Source organism: Paenibacillus sp. H1-7 (assembly GCF_022354825.1).
Taxonomy (GTDB): Bacteria; Bacillota; Bacilli; order Paenibacillales; family NBRC-103111; genus Paenibacillus_S.
In genome coordinates, this window is sequence record NZ_CP031168.1 from 1,821,732 (window position 1) to 1,841,047 (window position 19,316).

The window sequence follows — 19,316 nt, forward strand, 5'->3', positions numbered from 1 at the left end:
TGGAGAAACAGATGAATCCGACTTACAGGCTCACTTCGAAAGCAGTGCCTTCCGCTCCGGCAAAGGTAAGGCTCCGATTTCCTTCGCTGACGGTCAGCGTCAAGCCGCCGTTCTCCCTTGTTACCACAAGGTCGAATTCATGGCCGAACGCCTTGACGGAGCGAAGCGCCATCTTGTCCCAGCCCTCTGGAAGCTTCGGTGCGCAGGCAAACTGATGCAGGCCGACAGGCTTCAAGCCGAACAGCCCTTCAACGATGACAAGGCCGTACAATGCGCTTTCCGCGGACAAATGCCGCTGGTTTCCTTCGGGATAAGCTTCGACGGCGTAAGGGACATGGTCTCCGAGAAGCCGGCGCTCGGAGTACGACTTCAGATATTGCAGGGCGGTAGCGGTCTCGCCTGCAGCGAAAATGCCCCGGAAGCCGTACAGCGTGGAACGGTCCCAGAAGGTGGTGTCTCCCGCTTGTGTGGCCAATCCGTTATCCGTCCATAAGCGAGGGGACAACAGGGCGCGGATCGTTTCTTCCTTCCGGTTCATCATGCCCATCGTTAACGGCAGGCAAATCCACGAACGCAAAATATCGTTCTCCTCATAGTACCGATACGTGTCGAATCCTTCGACGTTAGCCCCGAAGAACTGCTCGATCGCTTCCTCAAGCAGATCCGCCTGTTTATCATACTGCTCGGCGAACTCGGCTTTTCCGAGGGAGCGGGCGACATTCGCCGCATGACGGTAACCGCCATAGGCCAGGCAAGAGGTCGACAGGTTGGCCGAGCCGCTTGGAAAACGGTTTTCCAGCTCGTCCGAATCCGAGGCGATCACTCCACGATCCGTTTTCTTGCGTTCGCAATAGGCAAGACACCATTGGATAGCCGGCCACAGCTCCTCGGCGACCGCACGGTCCCCGTAATTCAAGGCAAACAGCGATGCCCCGTACGCGTACATGGCTGCATCTCCACGGTCGCCCGCGCCTTCCCAAATGTCGATTCCTTCGGCGATGATGGACGAAGGGATCGGCTGGAAGTCGGGACCCATGAACGGCATATACAGCCTGAGCGCATTTAACGTAGCCTCATTGGCTAGCGGATGTCCCAGATACGGGAAAAACGGCCCCGCATATTCGACCTGGTCGTTGGTCCATACGGCTGCATAATACCGTCCGCCGCCGGGACTGTGCATCAAGCCGCCTTTGGTCTCGTAAATGCTCTCTCCCGCTCTCAGCTTTGCAAAGCCGAACATGCTGTTTAGAATCGGATCCGGCGTTTCCAGCCGGAGCGAGCGGGCAATGCCTTCGACCAGCCGGCTTCTGAGGCTCCGCGCTTCTGCTGCAGTAACCGCGGGAAGCTCGTTGCGCAGATGCCGCGCGCCGATATACACGCCGTACGTGTACGAAGCTCCTGCAGCAAGGCTAACCGATTCCGCGCAGTCGTGCGTGATGTTAATCAAATAGATGCCGGCGACGCCTTTAACCGACGACTGAGCCCAGCGGGAGCTAACCTGAATCGTAACGGGTTCCGCGGTCCGATTCGTAATATGCACCTGCTCGACCGCATAGGCTTTGTCGGTCGACGGGAATATCGTCCGCTCGATCCCGATGCCGGAGCTCGATTCGGTGGAAATGTGCAGCAGGCCGTCAAAGGCAACTCGCGTCACCGTCTCCGCATCAATAGACGTACCGTTCACCTGGATGAGCGGCATTTGCTCCAAATCGAATTCCTGCATCAGGCTTGCGTGCGTATTATTCGGTTTTGTCCGCAGTCCCGGCCATACGACATGGCGGGATAATACCAGCTGCCCTTCTTCGCTAATGCCGTAGCGGACGATCAGGGATACTTTTTTGCCGCTCATTTCGACATGATCCTGATGCGGCTTTCTCGGGTCTTGGGCCACGTTCCAAACGATATGCTGTTCTTCTGTAAGACTCCATCGGTTCAGATCCATAGGGCTGGCTCGACACCTCTTCTTTCATTATAAATAGGGAATGAAACAGCATCATTTTATCCAATTTGGTTGTGCCTGCCAATGCTTTGGGGCAAACCTGCTACATTTGTCCATGCCGTCTCACGTTTCTCTATATGAATTGGAGGTTGACGGGAAAAATAAGAGAGATACATAATAGAAAAGGACAGGTTAACGCTTTCAAGTGATGAAGGGCAAATAAAAGGAGGAAACAAAAGGATGAAGCTTTACCGAAGCGGGGAAGCGCTGCGGCAGGAAATCATGCAAACGAGGCTTCCAAAAAGCACTGCCGCCATATGGGCGCTCGGGCAGGCCGGGTTCTGGATTCAAATGGAGAACAAGAGGCTGTTGATAGACCCTTATTTGAGCAATTCCATTAATGAAGCATCCCAAGGGCCATGGATTCGCAAGTTCCCTCCCCCATTGTCACCGGACAGTCTGCCGGACATGGATGCCGTGCTCTGCACACATCATCATGATGATCATATGGATTCAGCCACTTTGAAGCCGTTAAGCGAGCGTCAAGGGACGCGCTTCATTATTCCGAGGGCGCATAAGGAAAGGCTGTTGGACTGGGGCTTCGACAGCGCAAGAATGATCGGCATGAACCATTTGGAGGTTCAGCTTGTGAACGGTTTGGAGATCAAAGCGTTCGCGGCAATGCATGACCGGTTCGAGCAGGATGAAGAGGGCAATCATTTGTTTCTGGGATATATCATTCGATATGGAGGCCTCTCCATCTACCACTCGGGGGATACGATAGGGTTTCCGGAGCTGGTTGACTGGTTAAAGGACGAGAAGGTGGATATTGCGCTTCTGCCGATCAACGGGCGAGACTATGCAAGAACGGCGCAGGGGATAGTGGGCAACTTCAATTACCGTGAGGCTGCGGACCTGGCGGTTGCAATCGGGGCCGATCTGGTGATCCCGATGCATTTTGGCATGTTCCCGCATAATGACGAGAACCCGGCTTATTTCGCAGACTATATGTATTCCCGGTATCCGGAACAAAAGTTTCATATGATGACGCCGGGTGAGCGGTTTATTTACATGAAGTAATTCATTAGTGCATAAGGCTAAGGCCGGTGCAAGAAGTATTCCAGCTATTAATAGAGGGTGATCGAACCGGTAAACGTGCAAAAAAACTAAAACAAAGCGAGGAAACTATCATGAAGCTGCACATCGGTGTTATCGGGGCAGGCGGAATTGCCAGCTCACGGCATATCCCCAATTTGCTCAAAATCGACGGGGTCGAATTGACCGCCGTAGCCAATAGAAGAGCCGACAATGCTCGCCTTGCCGCCGAACGGTTCGGTTTTCGCAAAGTATACGACACGTGGCAGGAGGTTGTGGACGACGCGGAGGTCAATGCCGTGTTCATTTGCACGCCGCCGATTCTGCACAAGGAAATATCGGCCTATTGCATTGCCAAGGGGAAGCACGTATTTTCTCAGGCGAGAATGGCGATGGATTTGACCGAAGCTTTGGACATGCTGAGACTGGACGAGTCGACTCCGCTTACGACGATGCTGTGTCCGGCTCCCAATTACATGAAGGTCGAGCCTTATGTGCTCGAGCTGCTCGGCGAAGGAGTCATCGGGGACATTAGACACGTCTATTTGACTCATCCTTCGTCACAGTACGTTGATCCTAGCAAGCCGCTCCATTGGAGGCAAAGAGCCGATTTGCAGGGGATTAACACGCTGGATGTAGGGATAACGGGTGAAGTGCTGAACAAATGGTTCGGCCCGCTGGCATCGCTTAGCGCAGAAGGACAAACCTGGGTGAGCGATCGGCCTCAGGATGCCGATGGCAAGAGTCTGGTGGAGCTGCCGGATTCCGTTACGGTGATCGGCCGATTCGAGAAGGGGCCAATACTTACGGCGCTGTTCACCGGCGCGGTGGAAGGCGGCACTCATTCGATGGTGATTTACGGAAGCCAAGGAACGCTGACATGCTATCCGGAGAAAGCCCACATCCTGCTGAGCCGAAACGGCGAAGAACAGCGGATCGCCATTCCTGACGACAAGCTCAAGCCATGGACGGTAGAGGCGGATTTCATCCGTGCGATCCGTCAAGGCACCAAGGGCGCTCCTTCTTTTCGCGACGGAGCTTTATATATGGCATTTACGCAGGCGATTACCGATTCTATGCGAAGCGGCCGGCGTGTAGAATTGACGAAGATTCCATAAAACAAGGTTACCCTGCATTCCCGCCGCGGAGTGCAGGGTATGTTTTTTTTCAGCTTATTTGGAATGAACGGACACTAAATAAAATTGGACAGCATGCTGAGGAAGCTTTTTTTCTTATTCGCTTTCGGAGTATCGCGGAGACTGGCGAGGGTACGTTCGGAATGGCGGGAGAGGGAGCGCTGAATCGATTCTACCTCCGAAGCCAAGGCTTGTACCGTTTTGCGAATGTCCTCGAGCTCATTGCGGTGCTGCAGCACTTGCAGGTTGACGATGTCGTCGGCTTTTTGCGCGAGCTTAAGCTCCAATTGCGTGATGTGATGGAGCAGCTCTTGCGTGGCGGCCGCCGATGGAGGAGGGGGGGAGGCTTTTTCCTTCTTGGAGCCTTCTCCATTCGCGTCCATAATCGCTTGCATCGTCATTCCCTGCTGCAGCTGCTCCTTAATAGATCCCAAGCGGCTGATATCACCCGAAGAGAAGATGTAATGCCCGAACTCATCCTTTTGAAACCAACCATGGAAAAAGGCCACCCACCGCTTCACCGTCGTCGAGCTGACCCCAAGCTTAAGCGCAACTTCCTTCGTAGAAAAAACGTCCATCCCGCATCCTCCATTCTCATCTTAGTAAATCGTTACACATTAAGCTATTCGCCTCTTTTATTCATGTCCCTGCAAGGGTGACAAAGGTAGTGCCGATTCGCTAAAGAAAGTAGTTTTTCAAGCGATTATCGGGTTTTGCGACATCGTTGTCCGGTCGGCGACAGCGGTTCTGATTTTGGAGGAAATCGGGTCGAACGATGGGGAATGAAGGCGCTGTTCGAAGCGCGTTTTTCTTGCGCCGGTGTGGCGGTACGGTTATGATTATTGGATAACGGGATGAGCGGTCAACGGTTGGAAGGATGATGAATGGTGATGGGACAATGGAAATGGAACAGGGGAGCTGTTTCTCGGGGCAGGCTTCATTACGATATTATGCTGTTTATGATAAAATGGCTCGTTATTGGAGGGGCTGCAGGCGCTCTTGCGGGCTCGGCCTCCGCGGTGTTTTTGGTCAGTCTGGACGCGGCTACGCAGGCGCGGATGGATTGGCCTTGGCTGCTGTTCCTGCTGCCGGCAGGCGGCGCCCTCGTCAGCTGGATTTACTGGAAGTTCGGCAAGAGCAGCTCCAAAGGCAACAATCTGATTCTGGAGCAAATTCATGCGGGAAGCGACTCGATTCCGCTGCGTATGATTCCTCTCGTGCTGGGCGGCACGCTGATCACGCACTTGTTCGGAGGCTCCGCCGGACGCGAGGGAACGGCCGTGCAGATGGGCGGGAGCTTGGCTGACGGGCTCGGCCGTCTCGTTCGCCTTGGCGAGCATGACCGCAAAATATTGCTTATGTGCGGGATCAGCGCCGGGTTCGGCTCGGTCTTCGGCACGCCTCTGGCCGGAGCGGTCTTCGGTTTCGAGGTCATCGCCATCGGCTTGATCCGCTATGAAGCGCTGTTTCCGTGCTTCGTCGCAAGCTTCACCGGCCATGCAGTGACGACGGCATGGGGCGTTCATCACGCTCATTATTCGATGGGAGCGGTGCCCCCGATCGCCGCCTCCGTGCTGATCAAAGTGTTCGCAGCCTCCATCGTATTCGGGCTGGTCAGCCTCTGCTTCAGCGAGCTTACGCATAAGCTGAAGCTGCTGTACGCCAAGCTGCTGCCTCTTCCTCCGGTCAGAAGCTTCGCAGGCGGTATCGTTATCGTTGCTTTGGTCTACCTCGTAGGCTCGCGCGATTACCTCGGGCTGGGGCTGCCTTTGTTGGCGGATTCGTTCCGGCAAACGGTTGAGCCGTTCGCCTTTTTGTGGAAGCTGATCTTCACCGCGCTTACCTTGGGGGCGGGCTTTCAGGGAGGAGAGGTAACTCCGTTGTTCGTCATCGGCGCGACGCTCGGCAATGCATTGGGGGAGCTGCTCCAGCTTCACGGGCCTTTTCTTGCCGGGCTTGGCTTGATTGCCGTTTTTTGCGGTGCTACCAATACGCCGATAGCCTGCTTTCTTCTGGGATTGGAGCTGTTCGGCTCGGAAGCGGCTATCTATATGTTTGCGGCGTGCGTCGTCAGTTATTTGTGCTCGGGGCATTCCGGCATTTATACGGCGCAAAGAATAGGCGTGTCCAAAAGTCCGCGGACCGGCTTGCCCGATGATGCGACTCTCGGCTCATGGAAGAACGATAAGTAGATAGCCGTATCGAACCGGGGCCCTATCTGAATAAACTGCTATTAGTTCAGAGAGGAGGAGACGCCGTGGACCCTCGGTCTTTCATTGATTTTATCGCGCCTTATGCGATGAACAGCATGCGCCAGTCCGGAATATTGGCCAGCGTGACCATCGCCCAGGCGGCGCTCGAAAGCGGCTGGGGCAATTTTGCAGCCGGTAACAATTTGTTCGGTATTAAGGGTGAAGGGCAAGTTCGGGATACGCAAGAATATATTGACGGCCGGTGGATAACGATTAAGGATGGCTTCCGGGTGTACGACAGCAAGGAGGACAGCATCCGCGATCACGCACAATTTTTGCTGCGCAATGCCCGCTATGCGGCTGTGATCGGGGAGAGGGATTACCGCCAAGCCAGTACGGCTCTGCAGCAGGCGGGTTACGCAACCGATCCTCTCTACGCGCAGAAGCTCATTCGCATCATCGAATCGTGGCAGCTGTACCAGTACGATGAACTCGTATGGAGAGGGAATGGCTATGTACTGAGCGAGCAGGATGCGAACCGGATCATCGGCTTCCTGTCAGCCGCCTGGCACGTCGCAAACGACGACAAGGCAAGAGACGAATTCCACCGGCTCGCCAATGAGCTGAGAAAGGCATCCGGACAGCCGGAGCAATAATCGTCCATCAAAAAAAGGATTTTACAATGAGTTGGAATCGCGTTTCCGCGGCGGCGTTTTAGACAGCCGGACGGAAAGCGGTTCTTTTTTTGTTGGCTATCGAAAAAAATATTCAAGGTAAATATTGCCTCATAGCGGGCTCCTCCGATAGGAAAAACGGCTTCCAGCCCTTGTACCGTGCGAGCTAAGGGGCTTTTTTGCCATGCGCAAAAATAGGAGCGGACAGCCGCCCTTACAAATTCTTAACATGGGCATTACATTCGGTTAACCCTTGTAACTTGGCATCAAGTTAGATTAGTACATAGAGATAAACGTAAGAGAAACCACATTAATGGATGAGTATTCTGTTGGAATTTATTTGTTCTATACCAGGAGGTCGCTATGAAAGCAGAACTGCATTGTCATACCAAGCTGTCCGACGGTTCCTACACTTTTGATGAAATATTGGATCTGGCCATTCACGAGGGGGTCAGCCATTTAGCGATAACGAATCACGATACGACCCGTGAGCTTCATGATATGGAGGTCAAGGGGCACGAACGGGGAGTCGAAATTATCCCGGGCATTGAAATCTCCGCTTATGACTTCGAGAGAAGACGCAGAGTGCATATTCTCGGCTATTACATAGAGCCGGGTCACGCGGCCATTGAAGAGCTGTGCAATCCATTGCTTGAGAAGCGCCATCAAGGCTGTGTAACGGCTGTGACCCGCTTGATCGAAGCCGGCTACTCCATTACCTGGGAAGAAGTATTGAAGCATGCGGAAGGCGGAACCGGCGTCTACAAGCAGCATATTATGCACGTGCTCATCGACCGTGGGTACACGGACAGCATTTATGGAGAGCTGTACAAAAAGCTGTTCTCGCGCGGACAAAACGGCGAACAGCCGGGGATTGCCTATATCCCGACGGAATATGCCGACGCATCCGATGCGGTTCGGGCCATTCTGCAGGCGGGAGGAGTTCCGGTGCTGGCGCATCCTGGCCAGTACCGCAGCTTCGAGAAGGTGCCGGATCTGGTGGAAGCCGGCCTGCAAGGAATTGAGGTATGGCATCCGCTGCACGGGCCGGAGGACGAGGAGAGAGCGCAGGAGCTGGCCAAGCAGTACAGCTTGATCATGACCGGCGGCTCGGATTTTCACGGCTTCTACGGCGAGAAGGAAGTCGTGCTTGGCAGCAAAAGCCCCGGCCTGGATACCGTCAAGGCCATTAAGGAAAGAAAGCAGCTTTTGTCGGACAAATAATCCGCGTCTATTGCAGGTAAAAAGGAGAGAAACGCTATGAAGCACATTCATCAAACCCATTCTCACGCTCCCTTATCTTCCGAGCCGAGTGTTCACGAGAGCAGCCACATTGTAAACAGCTATGCAGGCGCTTGGACCTCCATCGGGCCGAACAACAAGATTATCGAATCCCGCATCGGGGATTACACCTATACAATGGACGACGTAACCATCAACTACTCGGAGGTGGGGAAGTTCACGTCCATCGCCTCCCATGTTTGCATTAACCCTGTCGATCACCCGATGAATCGGGTGACACAGCATCATATGACGTACCGTCGTGCCGGCTTCGGGTTTGCCGAAACGGACGACAACGACATTTTCAACTGGCGCAGAGGCAATCGCGTGACGATCGGCCATGATGTGTGGATCGGACACGGAGCGATCGTTATGAAGGGCGTAACTATCGGAACAGGCGCCGTAGTAGGCTCCGGGGCTGTCGTAACGAAGGATGTGGAGCCTTACACGATCGTTGTGGGAGTTCCGGCCCGGCCGATCAAGAAGCGCTTTTCCCAGGATGTCATCGATACATTGCTGCAAATTGCCTGGTGGGATTGGCCCCGCGACCTGTTGGAGGCTAGATTCCACGAGTTTAACGATATGGAAGCTTTTATTAAAACTTACGGCTGATCAAGGCGAAGGAGGTGACGCGGCATGTCCGAAGAGCTGGATATTATGGATCATCTTATCGCATCGATTCAATCCGGTAAGCACGAGCCCGACGATAAGCTGCCTTCCGAGAACGAGCTCGCCGACCGGTTCAAGGTCCCGAGAATTACTGCGCGAAAAGCTTACGAACGGCTGCAGGAGCTGGGCTACATCTACTCCAAGCAGGGGAAGGGCAGCTTCGTGCAGGACCGGAACTTGCGCGTTCCGATCGTTCTGACGGCGAACAAGAGCTTTAGCGAAAAAATGACCGAGCTCGGCTACGACTACGAGTCCAAAAATATTTTTTGCGAGCCTATCGAGTTCAATAACAAAATTTACGAATCGCTTGGAGCAAGCGAGCAGGAGCGCGTGTTTAAAATCGGGCGCCTGCGCATCATCAACAAGCAGCCTATCGCTTTGCATATCTCTTACGTTGCGGAATCGATGTTCCCGGATATTGCCGGCGCGGGGAGAGACATTACCTCGACGTTCGCTTATTACAGAAGCCACGGGTATACCCGTTTCGATTCCAGCCAGACGACGCTCAGGCTGACGTACCCTTCCAAATACGAAAGGGAGCTCTTGGCCTGCTCGAGCTTGATTCCTTTACTTGTGCTGGAATCCGAGTGCACCGACGCCGATTCCGGCCGTGCGCTGGAATATTGCAAGATCATGTACCGCGGCGACATGTTCACTTATGTGTTCTAGAAGCTCGGCGAAACATTTACACAAACTTAACAGCCGCCGGCATGGCAACAAGATAGAGTGGGTTTTGGGAAGGAAGCAATAATGATTTCTTATCAGTTAGGAGGTCCCGATTATGAAACGTAAGCAAAGAACGGAAATTCTCATCAACGGATCGCCTGATATCGCAGCGGCTATGGCCGGGGACATTAAAAGCCGGTACGAGGTCGCAGTGATCGAGGAGCCTAACCAGGGTCTGGTAATGGTCAAGGTAAAAGAGACGGCGCAGAAAAGCCAGTTTTACTTGGGCGAGGCGCTGGTGACCGAGTGCAAGGTTCAGGTGGAAGGCGCTTTGGGCGTGGGCATGGTTAAAGGCAACGAGCCTGACAGAGCTTTGGACCTTGCCGTTATCGATGCGGCTTACACGGCAGGATTGAAGGAAACGGCGTCCTGGTCGGCCGTCCTTCAGGCAGAGAGCGATCGGATCGCAGCGCAACGGGCGGCATTGCATGCCAATGTTTTGCGGACGAGGGTCGATTTTGAAACCATGGACACGGATTGAGAGGAGCGGTACGGATGAAGCTGGATATGGTTCACGACATACAAACGGTCTACAGAAAAGTAATTGATTCCATGTCGAGACCCGGAACGATTACCGAGCTGTCGGAGGAAGCCGGCAAGCTGGAGCGGGAAGGAAGCATGATGCCTTCGACCTTGGTTCTGGCGAAGATGGTGCTCGATACGGAGGTTACCTTCAAGGTGATTTCCGAGCGGGAAGCTGAAGCGGTGCATATGCTCGGTCAGACGACGTATGCCAAAGAAGCGGATGTTAGTGATGCGGACTATATATTCGTGCTGCGCGATGCGGCGCCGGGCGAGCTGCAGCGTGCGCTGGAGAAGGCAAAGATCGGAGAGCTTGGAGATCCGCACTTTTCCGCCACCTTCATTATCGAAGCGGCAAGCCTGACCGGGGGAGAGAAGCTGCGCTTAACGGGTCCCGGCATCCAAAGCCACGCCCAAGCGGAGCCGCAAACGGGCGATAATTGGATTGATATGCGGGCTGAACGGAATGCTGAGTTTCCGTTAGGACTCGATCTGATCTTCGTCGATGCGGATCATCGACTGCTCGCCTTGCCGAGAACGACTCAGATTGCAAGAGAGGAGATCTAGACTATGGGTTACGTAGCGGTCAAAGGCGGGACACGCGCCATTGAAGAATCGTTGAAACAGATTCAATACGAAAGATTGAAGCACGGTAAAGTGCTGGACGTCGAAGCGATCGAAGCCGGGATGAGAGGACTTGTCGATCAGGTGATGTCGGAGAGCAGCCTGTACAGCGAGGAGCTTGCGGCTCTCGCCATCAAGCAGGCGGAAGGCAACCCGGAGGAAGCGGTTTTCCTGCTGCGGGCCTACCGTTCGACGCTGCCGAGAAAGCACTACTCACGGACCGTCCACTCCGAAGAAATGCGGGTGGAAAGAAGGATCTCCGCATCGTTCAAGGATATCCCGGGCGGACAAATTCTTGGAGCGACGATCGATTACTCCCACCGCCTGCTGGACTTCGAGCTGACGGAAGAAACGGAGCGCACGGTGCAAGCCTGGCTTGAGGAATTCAAGCGGTCGGAGACAGCCGAAGCGGCCGAAGCTCAAGAAGACCGGCTCCCGAAGGTGCTGGACTACCTTAGACGGGAAGGGCTCATCGCCGATTGCCCTGATAATACCACCGAGCCGGACGATGTAACGCGTACAAGCTTGACCTTTCCGGCAAGCCGGAGCGAGAAGCTGCAGGTTTTGACCAGGGGCCAGACAGGCGCGGTTACTTCGTTCGCCTATGCGGTCATCCGCGGCTACGGCATGGTGCATCCGACGGTAGGGGAGCTGCGCGTCGGACAGTTCCCTGTATATGTGGACAGTCCGCTCCAGCCTAACGGAGACGAGGACGATGCCTACTATATCGGGGAGATCAAAGTAACGGAAGTTGAAATGCTCGTGCCTGCAACCGTCGAGAAAGAGAACGGAAGAAAAGAGCTGAATCTGGAGTTCGGCTACGGTCTCTGCTTCGGGCAAAACGAGACGAAGGCGATTGCCATGAGCATATTGGATAAAAGTCTGGAGCGCGGCGACAACAGCATTCCGACCCAGAACGAGGAATTCGTGCTGTTTCATATCGACTCAGTGGAATCTACAGGGTTCATTTCTCACTTGAAAATGCCGCACTACGTAACGTTCCAGTCGAAGCTGAACGACGTGCGCAAAACAAGGAAAGGCCAAACCGAGGAAGCTGAAGGAGAATAATGCGTATGCAAACTCAATATAACTTTGCATTTTTAGACGAAGGGTCCAAGCGGGAAATTCGCCGGGCTACGTTAAAAGCTATCGCCATCCCGGGTTACCAGGTTCCGTTCGCCTCGAGGGAGCTTCCTATCGGACGGGGATGGGGCACCGGCGGTCTGCAGCTCACACTGTCGCTGATCGGAAAGCGCGACGTGCTAAAGGTCATCGACCAGGGCTCGGACGAATCGGTTAACGCGGTCAGCATCAAGAAGCTGATCCACAAAACGACAGGTGTTACGGCAGTGGACGAAACGGATCGTGCGACGTTGATCCAATCCCGCCACCGTATACCGGAAGTCCCGCTCAAGCCGGAGCAAATTCTCGTCCTGCAGGTCCCGATGCCGGAGCCGCTTAGAATGTACGAGCCAAGCGAGAAGGAAACGAAGCGGCTGCACGGGGAGAAAGACTACAGCGGCGCTTGGCTGATGCTGTTCGAGATGATTATGAAATACCGCGGCGTCTCCACCGGAGCCGACCACCCGGTCATGGTGCATGACCGGTATGTGATGGCGCCTAGCCCGATACCGAAATTCGACAATCCGAAGATGAACAGCTCGGATGCGCTGATTCTGCTCGGTGCCGGCCGGGAGAAGAAAATTTATGCCGTGCCGCCATACACGAAGGTCGTTTCTCTGGCGTTCGACGATGTCCCCTTCGAGCCGGAGTCGTTCCCAGGCAAGTGCTGCAGGCAGTGTGGAGCCGAGGATGTGTTTATGGATGAGCTATACGATGATAAGACCGAGGAAACGTACTACCAGTGCAACGATACAAGCTACTGCCTGGCTCGAATGAATCAGCAGTCTTCCTAAAGAGGTGACCTAACGATGGGTGAATTGACATCCCCGATTATGAGCGTAAATCAATTAAGCAAGCAATTCGGCCCCGGCTGCGACCAATGCCGAAATGCGGAGCACCGCAAGCTCGAGAAAAACTACTGCCGCGCCTGCGGCACCGTCTACTCGTGCCAAAACATTTCATTCGATCTGCACCGCGGCGAGATTCTCGGGGTCGTTGGAGAGAGCGGCAGCGGCAAATCGACGCTGATGAGATGCCTGTACTTCGATCAGGAGGTAACCTCGGGTGAGGCCTACCTTCAACAGTACAAGGAAGGCAGCAGCAATATGTTCGCCGAATCGCCGCAGCAAAAACGATATATCCGGAATCATCTGATGGGCAAAGTGTATCAAAATCCGGTGCTTGGTCTAAGAATGGGCTTCTCTTCGATCGGGAACATCGCCGAGAAAATGATTGCCGCAGGCAACCGTAACGTGGCGGCTATGGAAGCCCGGGGAAGCGAGCTGCTGGAGCGGGTGCATATTCCGCTGTACCGGATGAAGGATGCGCCGAAGCTGTTCTCCGGCGGTATGCAGCAGCGTGTACAGATCGCGAAGGCATTGTCCAACAATCCGCCGATTCTGCTGCTGGACGAAGTGACTACCGGTCTCGACCTGTCGGTACAAGCGAATGTGCTCGACCTGATCAAGCACCTGCAGAGAGAGCTGAATATCAGCATCCTGCTTGTATCGCATGATCTCGGCGTCATCCGGATGCTGGCCGACCGCACGATGGTTATGCTGGACGGCCAAGTGGTCGAGCAAGGCTTGACCGATCAGATTCTCGAAGATCCGCAGCATGCGTATACTCAGCAGCTGGTTCATTCCTTATTATAAAACTTCTTGTTAGCAAGGGGATTGCAAGAAGCTCCCCTTGTAACCAATCCTCAAGTGGAGGTCATCCTGATGTATCTGATTACTAACGGAATTATTATAACGGAAGAAACGCTTTTGGAAGGGTTCGACCTTCTTATTCAAGGCGATCGCATCGTGCAAATCGCTCGCCCGGGGGAGCTTGCTGTAGAAGAGGGAACGGAGATTATCGACGCGCGAGGCGGATATGTATCCCCGGGACTCATCGATATTCACTCCGATTACATTGAGCATATGACGGCTCCGCGGCCGACATCGCTCTTCGATTTTCGTTTGAGCCTGCGGGAGACGGAGAAGGAGCTGCTTTCTCACGGTATTACTACCATGTTCCACTCCTTGTCCATCTTCAAGTCCGCTGATTACAAGTACCGCCCGATCCGCGAGCCGGAAAATGTGCGCAAGATCGCCGATTTGATTGAGCAGACGCATTCCAGCAAGCATTTGATCCGTCACCGCTTCCACGCGCGTTTCGAGATCGACAACCTGGATCAAGTCGACAACTTGAAGCAATATATCGCCGAAGAGAAGGTTCATCTGGTTTCATTTATGGACCATACGCCTGGCCAAGGGCAGTACAGAGACCTGGAAGTGTACAAAAAAACGATTCGCGGCTACAACAATGTCACCGATGAGAACATGGACTCCATTATCGCCAATCATCAGTCGAAGCAAAAATTGACGGAGGATGCCATCCGTGAGATCGCCGCAATGGCCAAAGAGCGCAACATTGCGATTGCGTCCCACGATGACGATTCGCTGGAAAAGCTCGATCTTGTACAAAGCTTCGGCACGGTTATCAGCGAATTCCCGATTACGATGGAGATTGCGAGAAAAGCGAAGGAAAAGGGCATGTACACGGTAGCCGGGGCGCCGAACGTCCTGCTGGGCGGCTCTCACAGCGGCAACCTGTCGGCGACGGAAGCCGTGAAGGACGGCAGCATCGATATTTTGTGCAGCGACTATTATCCGGCTGCGCTGCTGCACTCCGTATTTCAGCTGGCGAGCTTATGCGGCAAGGATTTGGCCGAGATGTTCAAGCTGGTCACGCTCAACCCGGCGAAGGCCGTCAATATCGACGAAGAGCTGGGCTCGATCCGGGAAGGCAAGAAGGCGGATATCATCATCATCGAGCGGTTGGATGGTGACGATTTGCCGGTCATTACGGCCGTTATGGTCGATGGCAAGCTGATTCAGAAAACGAACTACAGGATCTGACGGAGGTGATGGCATGGATAATCTGCTATCGATTGAACAGTTGTCCAAATCGTTCACTTTGCACAACTTGAACAAGCATATCAAAGCGGTGGAAGAGATCAATCTGCATTTGAAAGAAGGAGAATTCGTAGGCATTACCGGGAAGAGCGGCAGCGGCAAATCGACCGTGCTCCGATGCATTTACCGCACGTACCTGCCTCATTCCGGCAGCATCTGGTATCATTCGCAGCGGTTCGGGAGAATCGATCTGGCGACAGCCTCGGAGAGAACCATTATCGAGCTGCGTAAGTTCGAAATCGGCTATGTATCCCAATTTCTTAACGTTATGCCGCGGACGACAGCCAGAGAGCTGGTTCGTCACGCCATTGTAGAAATGGGACACGAAGTAGATTATGCCGAGAACGAGACGGAAAAAATACTCGAGCACTTCGAGCTCGACCGCAGCCTGTGGGACAGCTATCCGTCCACGTTCTCCGGCGGCGAGAAGCTGCGGCTGAACATTGCCAGAGCGATGGTGAAGAAGCCTCGTTTGCTGCTGCTCGATGAACCTACCGCAAGCTTGGACGAAGGATCCAAGGTGAAGGTGAAAATGTTGATCGAGCAGCTGATGAAGGAAGGAACGACCATGCTCGGAATTTTTCATGACCTGGAGTTTATGCAAAATCTGTGCAATCGCGAGTATCAAATCAGAGACGGTAAAATGGTTGTCAAGGAGCAGCAAGAAAAGCTTACAACATCTTAACATTAACCTAACATTCCGGTGACATTCAATTTGTATACTAATCTTGTCTAGATTGTACATTTTGGGAGGGGTTTGAATATGAAAAAGGCATTGTCTCTTGTCATTTGCTTGTCCCTGGCAGCTGTAGCTGCAGGCTGCGGTTCGAAAACAACAGGTGAAACGCAAAATGCGGCTGCACCTGCAAAAACAAAAGACACCATTACTATCGCTTGGTATCCTAACGAATCCGGCGCTGACTTGAAAAACGCCCGCGATGAGCTCGGCAAAGTCATCGAAACCGCAACCGGCAAAAAAGTAGAGCACAAGACGACAACGGACTATATCATTGCGATTGAGGCTATCGCTAGCGGCAATGCCGATCTGGCTTTCATGGGACCTCAAGGCTACGTTGAAGCGAATGCTAAGAATAAGAAGGTTCAGCCGTTGGTTGTAGCGAGCGGCGAGTCCGGTACGCTGGACGATGCCGTTTACTTTAGCTGGCTGAACGTAAGAAAAGGCGAAGAGGAAGCGTACAAAAGCGGCAGCGGCTTTGCCATCGACAACATAGCAGGCAAGAAATTCTCGTTCGTATCCAACTCCTCCACATCCGGATTTAAAGTTCCTTCCGCCGGAATCGTGAGCTATTTCAGCAAGAAGGACAAATACAAAAGCTTGACGGCTGAAGATTTGCTGCAGGGCGGCAAAGACAAGTTTTTCAGCGAAGTGCTGTTCGGCGGCTCTCATCAGGGCTCGGCAGTTAATCTTTTGACAGGTAAGGCCGATATTGCGGCATTCTGCGATACATGCGTATCCAACTATGTAGAATTGTCCTCCGGAACGGCGAACAAGCCGGGCGCTGTATATAAAGTCAAGCAAGGCGCTGCCGAGCCGTTCAATACGCTGGTAGGCAAGGAGTTCTCGGTTATCTCCGTTACGCCGGTACTGAACTCTCCGTTTGCAATCAACACAAGCACGATCAGCGCGGATGACCAGAAGAAGCTGAAGGATGCGTTCACATCTGAAGCAGTTACCAAAAACCCTAAAGTGTTCCTGCCGGCTGACTCGAAGGATTCCGGTTTGTTCAAGCAAAAGACCGGTAAAGAGAAATTTTTGCCTGTAGAGGATGCATGGTTCAATCCGGTCCGTGAGCTGTCCAAATAATAAAATCATCCAAGGGAGTTAACCATGACAACGTTATTGGAATTCAAGCAGGTATCGAAACAATACGGCGCGGATACAAAAGCGTTATCAGATGTTAACTTCGCTGTGAAAGAAGGAGAGTTCGTGTCTATCATCGGTCCTTCAGGGGCGGGGAAATCGACTCTCCTTCGCTGTATTAACCGCATGATTGACGCAAGCAGCGGAGAGATCATTTTTGATGGCGCCAATATTATGGGTTTTAAGAAAAACGAGCTGAAACGATTGCGCACCCGGATCGGGATGATTTTCCAGCATTACAACCTGGTCAACCGGCTAAGCGTTATCGAGAACGTGCTACATGGCAGACTTGGATACAAATCCACCTTGGCAGGTGTGTTCGGCTTGTACACCGAGCAGGAGAAGCAGCAGGCTTGCCATATTCTGAACATTCTCGGCTTGGAGGAGCAGATCTACAAACGCTGCGATCAGCTGAGCGGCGGTCAAAAGCAGCGTGTGGGCATCGCGCGCGCATTAGTGCAGGATCCCAAAATGCTGCTGTGCGACGAGCCGATCGCTTCCCTCGATCCGAACGCATCCCGAATTATTATGGAACATTTGCGAAACATTTGTTCCACAATGGGCATCACAGTCATTATTAATTTGCACCAAGTTGACGTTGCATTGAAATATTCCGACCGGATTATCGGCGTGAATAAAGGCACAATCGTTTATGATGGGTCCCCGGGAGGTATTAAGCGGGAGCAGCTTCGTAAAATTTACGGCGCGGAATTGGATGATCAGCATGTCGATATCATGGGAGGCCAGTATGCAGGCTAACTTTTTTGCTAGAAAAAGAAGGAACAGCCTGCTGTACAGCGCCCTGCTGATCATAGTGACCGTTATTGCAATTATTGTTACGGAGTATGACGTGATCAAAGGCTTCACTTCCATTCCGAAAGCGGCGGAGTGGGCCGCAAGCAATTTTTACCCTAATGAAAAAGCGATGAAGCGGCTGCCGGCAATTCTGGATACGCTGCTCGAAACGGTGCTTGTCTCGATAGCAGCCACCTCGGTAGCGGCTGTATTCGCTCTGTTGTTCGCTATTCTAGGTTCGAATACGATGGGAGTGGGAGGCGTGGTCAGTATGATCAGCCGATCGATCGCCACTCTGTTCCGCAACATAGATGTTGCCGCCTGGTCGATGATCCTCTTGTTTTCATTCGGACAGAGCGTGCTTACGGGATACTTCGCCCTCTTCTTCGGCTCGTTCGGTTTTTTGACCCGCGCTTTCATGGAATCGATCGATGAGGTCAGCAACAGCTCCGTTGAAGCGTTAAGAGCAACGGGCGCAGGTTATTTCTCGATCATTTTTCATTCGGTGATCCCTTCCAGCATCCCTCAGCTTATCAGTTGGATTTTGTTTATGGTGGAGACGAACATTCGTCACGCAACCTTGGTCGGCATTCTGACCGGGACGGGGATCGGATTCCTGTTCAGTTTGTATTACAAAAGCTTGAATTACAGCGCCGCTTCACTCGTTGTAATCGTGATCGTTATCGCCATCTTTGCCATCGAGGCTGTCTCCAACTATGTCAGGAGGGTGATTTTGTAGCATGGCATTTCATGAATCGTTCAAAACCTTACCCGACAAGGACGGCAGCCGGCTGGCGCTTTCCGGCAAACGGATCAAGGTACGGCCCTTCAACAAGGCCACGTTTGCCATTCAGATTACTTTGGCGGCGCTGACAGCGCTGTCTGTGTACGGCTTTGCCACGTTTGATTACAAAGATATCAGCATCGTGAACAGCATCGTTTCAACGGCAACTACAGTCAAAACGATGTTTTTGGAGCCGCATCTGAAGCATTTTACATTCCTCGAGGCGTTAGCGCAGGTTGGCATTACGCTGGGACTGGCGTTCTTGACGACGCTGTTCGGCGGTATCATCGCCTTGTTCCTGGGGCTCTTGGCTGCTAGGAACTTGTCCAGCGAACCGGTATCGCTGGCCGTAAAAGGTGCCGTAGCATTCATAAGAGCGGTTCCTACCGTCTTATGGGTACTGATTTTTGCCGTCGCCGCCGGATTGGGCAGTGTCGCAGCCGTCATCGGCATGACCTTCCACTCGGTCAGCTATTTGGTCAAAGCGTACTCGGAGGCGTTCGAGGAGCTGGATGAAGGCGTCATTGAAGCGTTGAAGGCAAGCGGGGCGAATTGGTGGCAGATCGTGTTCCAAGCGGTCATCCCGTCCAGTGTCACGTATTTGATATCGTGGACGTTCATGCGTTTCGAGATCAACTTCGCCGTTGCGGTGGCGATGGGCGCTGTTGCCGGTGCTGGCGGTATCGGCTACGATATGTTTATGGCCAGCTCCTATTATTACGACGTAAGAGAAGTCGGAGTAATTACGTACTTCATCCTTGCTTTGGCAATTATTCTCGAGCTGCTGGCATCGAGAATCAAGAAGAACCTGAGAACTCGCAGTTAATCCCATTGACTACCGAAGCCGCAGGCTCGAAGCTTGCGGTTTTTTTTGCGCGCATGCAACTATCGTGCTGCATTCCTTTCTACTAA

The 19,316-nt window shown here is 53.2% G+C and carries 20 protein-coding genes; 18 read left to right on the forward strand and 2 right to left on the reverse strand.

Features of this window, described 5'->3' with window-relative positions; translation table 11 throughout:
• Positions 1–22: 22 nt before the first annotated feature.
• A complete protein-coding gene (locus DVH26_RS08270; protein ID WP_239633109.1) occupies positions 23–1,942 on the reverse strand; it encodes an alpha-L-rhamnosidase-related protein in 1,920 nt (639 codons plus the stop codon).
• Positions 1,943–2,179: 237 nt separating this feature from the next.
• Here DVH26_RS08270 and DVH26_RS08275 point away from each other — a divergent pair, with 237 nt between their 5' ends.
• Positions 2,180–3,019 (forward strand): MBL fold metallo-hydrolase, encoded by an 840-nt coding sequence (locus DVH26_RS08275; RefSeq protein WP_239633111.1) that lies wholly within the window; start codon positions 2,180–2,182, stop codon positions 3,017–3,019.
• 110 nt (positions 3,020–3,129) lie between these two features.
• Positions 3,130–4,152, forward strand: coding sequence for a Gfo/Idh/MocA family protein (locus DVH26_RS08280; protein ID WP_239633113.1), 1,023 nt, complete (start codon positions 3,130–3,132; stop codon positions 4,150–4,152).
• Positions 4,153–4,226: 74 nt separating this feature from the next.
• On the opposite strand, the gene DVH26_RS08285 is transcribed toward DVH26_RS08280, so the two are convergent.
• Entirely contained in the window at positions 4,227–4,748 is a 522-nt protein-coding gene (locus tag DVH26_RS08285) for a MerR family transcriptional regulator (RefSeq protein WP_239633116.1), read from the reverse strand.
• Between the two features lie 312 nt (positions 4,749–5,060).
• Between DVH26_RS08285 and DVH26_RS08290 the strand changes: the two genes are divergently transcribed.
• From DVH26_RS08290 to DVH26_RS08365, 16 genes are all read left to right on the forward strand, one after another.
• The gene (locus DVH26_RS08290) at positions 5,061–6,362 is read left to right on the forward strand and encodes a voltage-gated chloride channel family protein (protein ID WP_239633117.1); all 1,302 of its coding nucleotides are present in this window, start codon (positions 5,061–5,063) and stop codon (positions 6,360–6,362) included.
• Between the two features lie 65 nt (positions 6,363–6,427).
• On the forward strand, positions 6,428–7,018 hold the full coding sequence (locus DVH26_RS08295) for a glycoside hydrolase family 73 protein (protein ID WP_239633119.1): 591 nt from the start codon (positions 6,428–6,430) through the stop codon (positions 7,016–7,018).
• Positions 7,019–7,399: 381 nt separating this feature from the next.
• Positions 7,400–8,260 carry a PHP domain-containing protein gene (locus DVH26_RS08300; protein ID WP_239633121.1) on the forward strand — a complete coding sequence of 287 codons (861 nt, stop codon included), beginning with the start codon at positions 7,400–7,402 and terminating at the stop codon, positions 8,258–8,260.
• A 36-nt stretch (positions 8,261–8,296) separates the two neighbouring features.
• On the forward strand, positions 8,297–8,929 hold the full coding sequence (locus DVH26_RS08305) for a DapH/DapD/GlmU-related protein (RefSeq protein ID WP_239633123.1): 633 nt from the start codon (positions 8,297–8,299) through the stop codon (positions 8,927–8,929).
• 24 nt (positions 8,930–8,953) lie between these two features.
• Entirely contained in the window at positions 8,954–9,655 is a 702-nt protein-coding gene (locus tag DVH26_RS08310) for a GntR family transcriptional regulator (RefSeq protein ID WP_239633125.1), read from the forward strand.
• A gap of 112 nt (positions 9,656–9,767) precedes the next feature.
• Positions 9,768–10,193 carry a phosphonate C-P lyase system protein PhnG gene (phnG, locus tag DVH26_RS08315; RefSeq protein ID WP_239633127.1) on the forward strand — a complete coding sequence of 142 codons (426 nt, stop codon included), beginning with the start codon at positions 9,768–9,770 and terminating at the stop codon, positions 10,191–10,193.
• 14 nt (positions 10,194–10,207) lie between these two features.
• On the forward strand, positions 10,208–10,801 hold the full coding sequence (phnH, locus tag DVH26_RS08320) for a phosphonate C-P lyase system protein PhnH (protein WP_239633130.1): 594 nt from the start codon (positions 10,208–10,210) through the stop codon (positions 10,799–10,801).
• A gap of 3 nt (positions 10,802–10,804) precedes the next feature.
• Complete coding sequence (locus DVH26_RS08325) at positions 10,805–11,926, forward strand: carbon-phosphorus lyase complex subunit PhnI (RefSeq protein ID WP_239633132.1); 1,122 nt, start codon at positions 10,805–10,807, stop codon at positions 11,924–11,926.
• Between the two features lie 5 nt (positions 11,927–11,931).
• Entirely contained in the window at positions 11,932–12,774 is an 843-nt protein-coding gene (locus tag DVH26_RS08330; protein ID WP_239633134.1) for an alpha-D-ribose 1-methylphosphonate 5-phosphate C-P-lyase PhnJ, read from the forward strand.
• 15 nt (positions 12,775–12,789) lie between these two features.
• The gene (locus tag DVH26_RS08335; protein ID WP_239633136.1) at positions 12,790–13,635 is read left to right on the forward strand and encodes an ATP-binding cassette domain-containing protein; all 846 of its coding nucleotides are present in this window, start codon (positions 12,790–12,792) and stop codon (positions 13,633–13,635) included.
• A 69-nt stretch (positions 13,636–13,704) separates the two neighbouring features.
• The gene (phnM, locus tag DVH26_RS08340; RefSeq protein ID WP_239633138.1) at positions 13,705–14,886 is read left to right on the forward strand and encodes a phosphonate metabolism protein PhnM; all 1,182 of its coding nucleotides are present in this window, start codon (positions 13,705–13,707) and stop codon (positions 14,884–14,886) included.
• A gap of 13 nt (positions 14,887–14,899) precedes the next feature.
• On the forward strand, positions 14,900–15,628 hold the full coding sequence (locus tag DVH26_RS08345) for a phosphonate C-P lyase system protein PhnL (RefSeq protein WP_239633140.1): 729 nt from the start codon (positions 14,900–14,902) through the stop codon (positions 15,626–15,628).
• Between the two features lie 78 nt (positions 15,629–15,706).
• Positions 15,707–16,768 carry a phosphate/phosphite/phosphonate ABC transporter substrate-binding protein gene (locus tag DVH26_RS08350; RefSeq protein WP_239633143.1) on the forward strand — a complete coding sequence of 354 codons (1,062 nt, stop codon included), beginning with the start codon at positions 15,707–15,709 and terminating at the stop codon, positions 16,766–16,768.
• Positions 16,769–16,792: 24 nt separating this feature from the next.
• Positions 16,793–17,584, forward strand: a complete 792-nt coding sequence (gene phnC / locus DVH26_RS08355; protein WP_239633145.1) for a phosphonate ABC transporter ATP-binding protein — start codon at positions 16,793–16,795, stop codon at positions 17,582–17,584.
• Positions 17,574–18,359 (forward strand): PhnE/PtxC family ABC transporter permease, encoded by a 786-nt coding sequence (locus DVH26_RS08360; RefSeq protein WP_239633147.1) that lies wholly within the window; start codon positions 17,574–17,576, stop codon positions 18,357–18,359. The genes phnC and DVH26_RS08360 overlap by 11 nt, the downstream gene beginning before the upstream one ends.
• Position 18,360: 1 nt before the next feature.
• A complete protein-coding gene (locus tag DVH26_RS08365) occupies positions 18,361–19,230 on the forward strand; it encodes a PhnE/PtxC family ABC transporter permease (RefSeq protein ID WP_239633149.1) in 870 nt (289 codons plus the stop codon).
• The last annotated feature ends 86 nt before the right edge of the window (positions 19,231–19,316 follow it).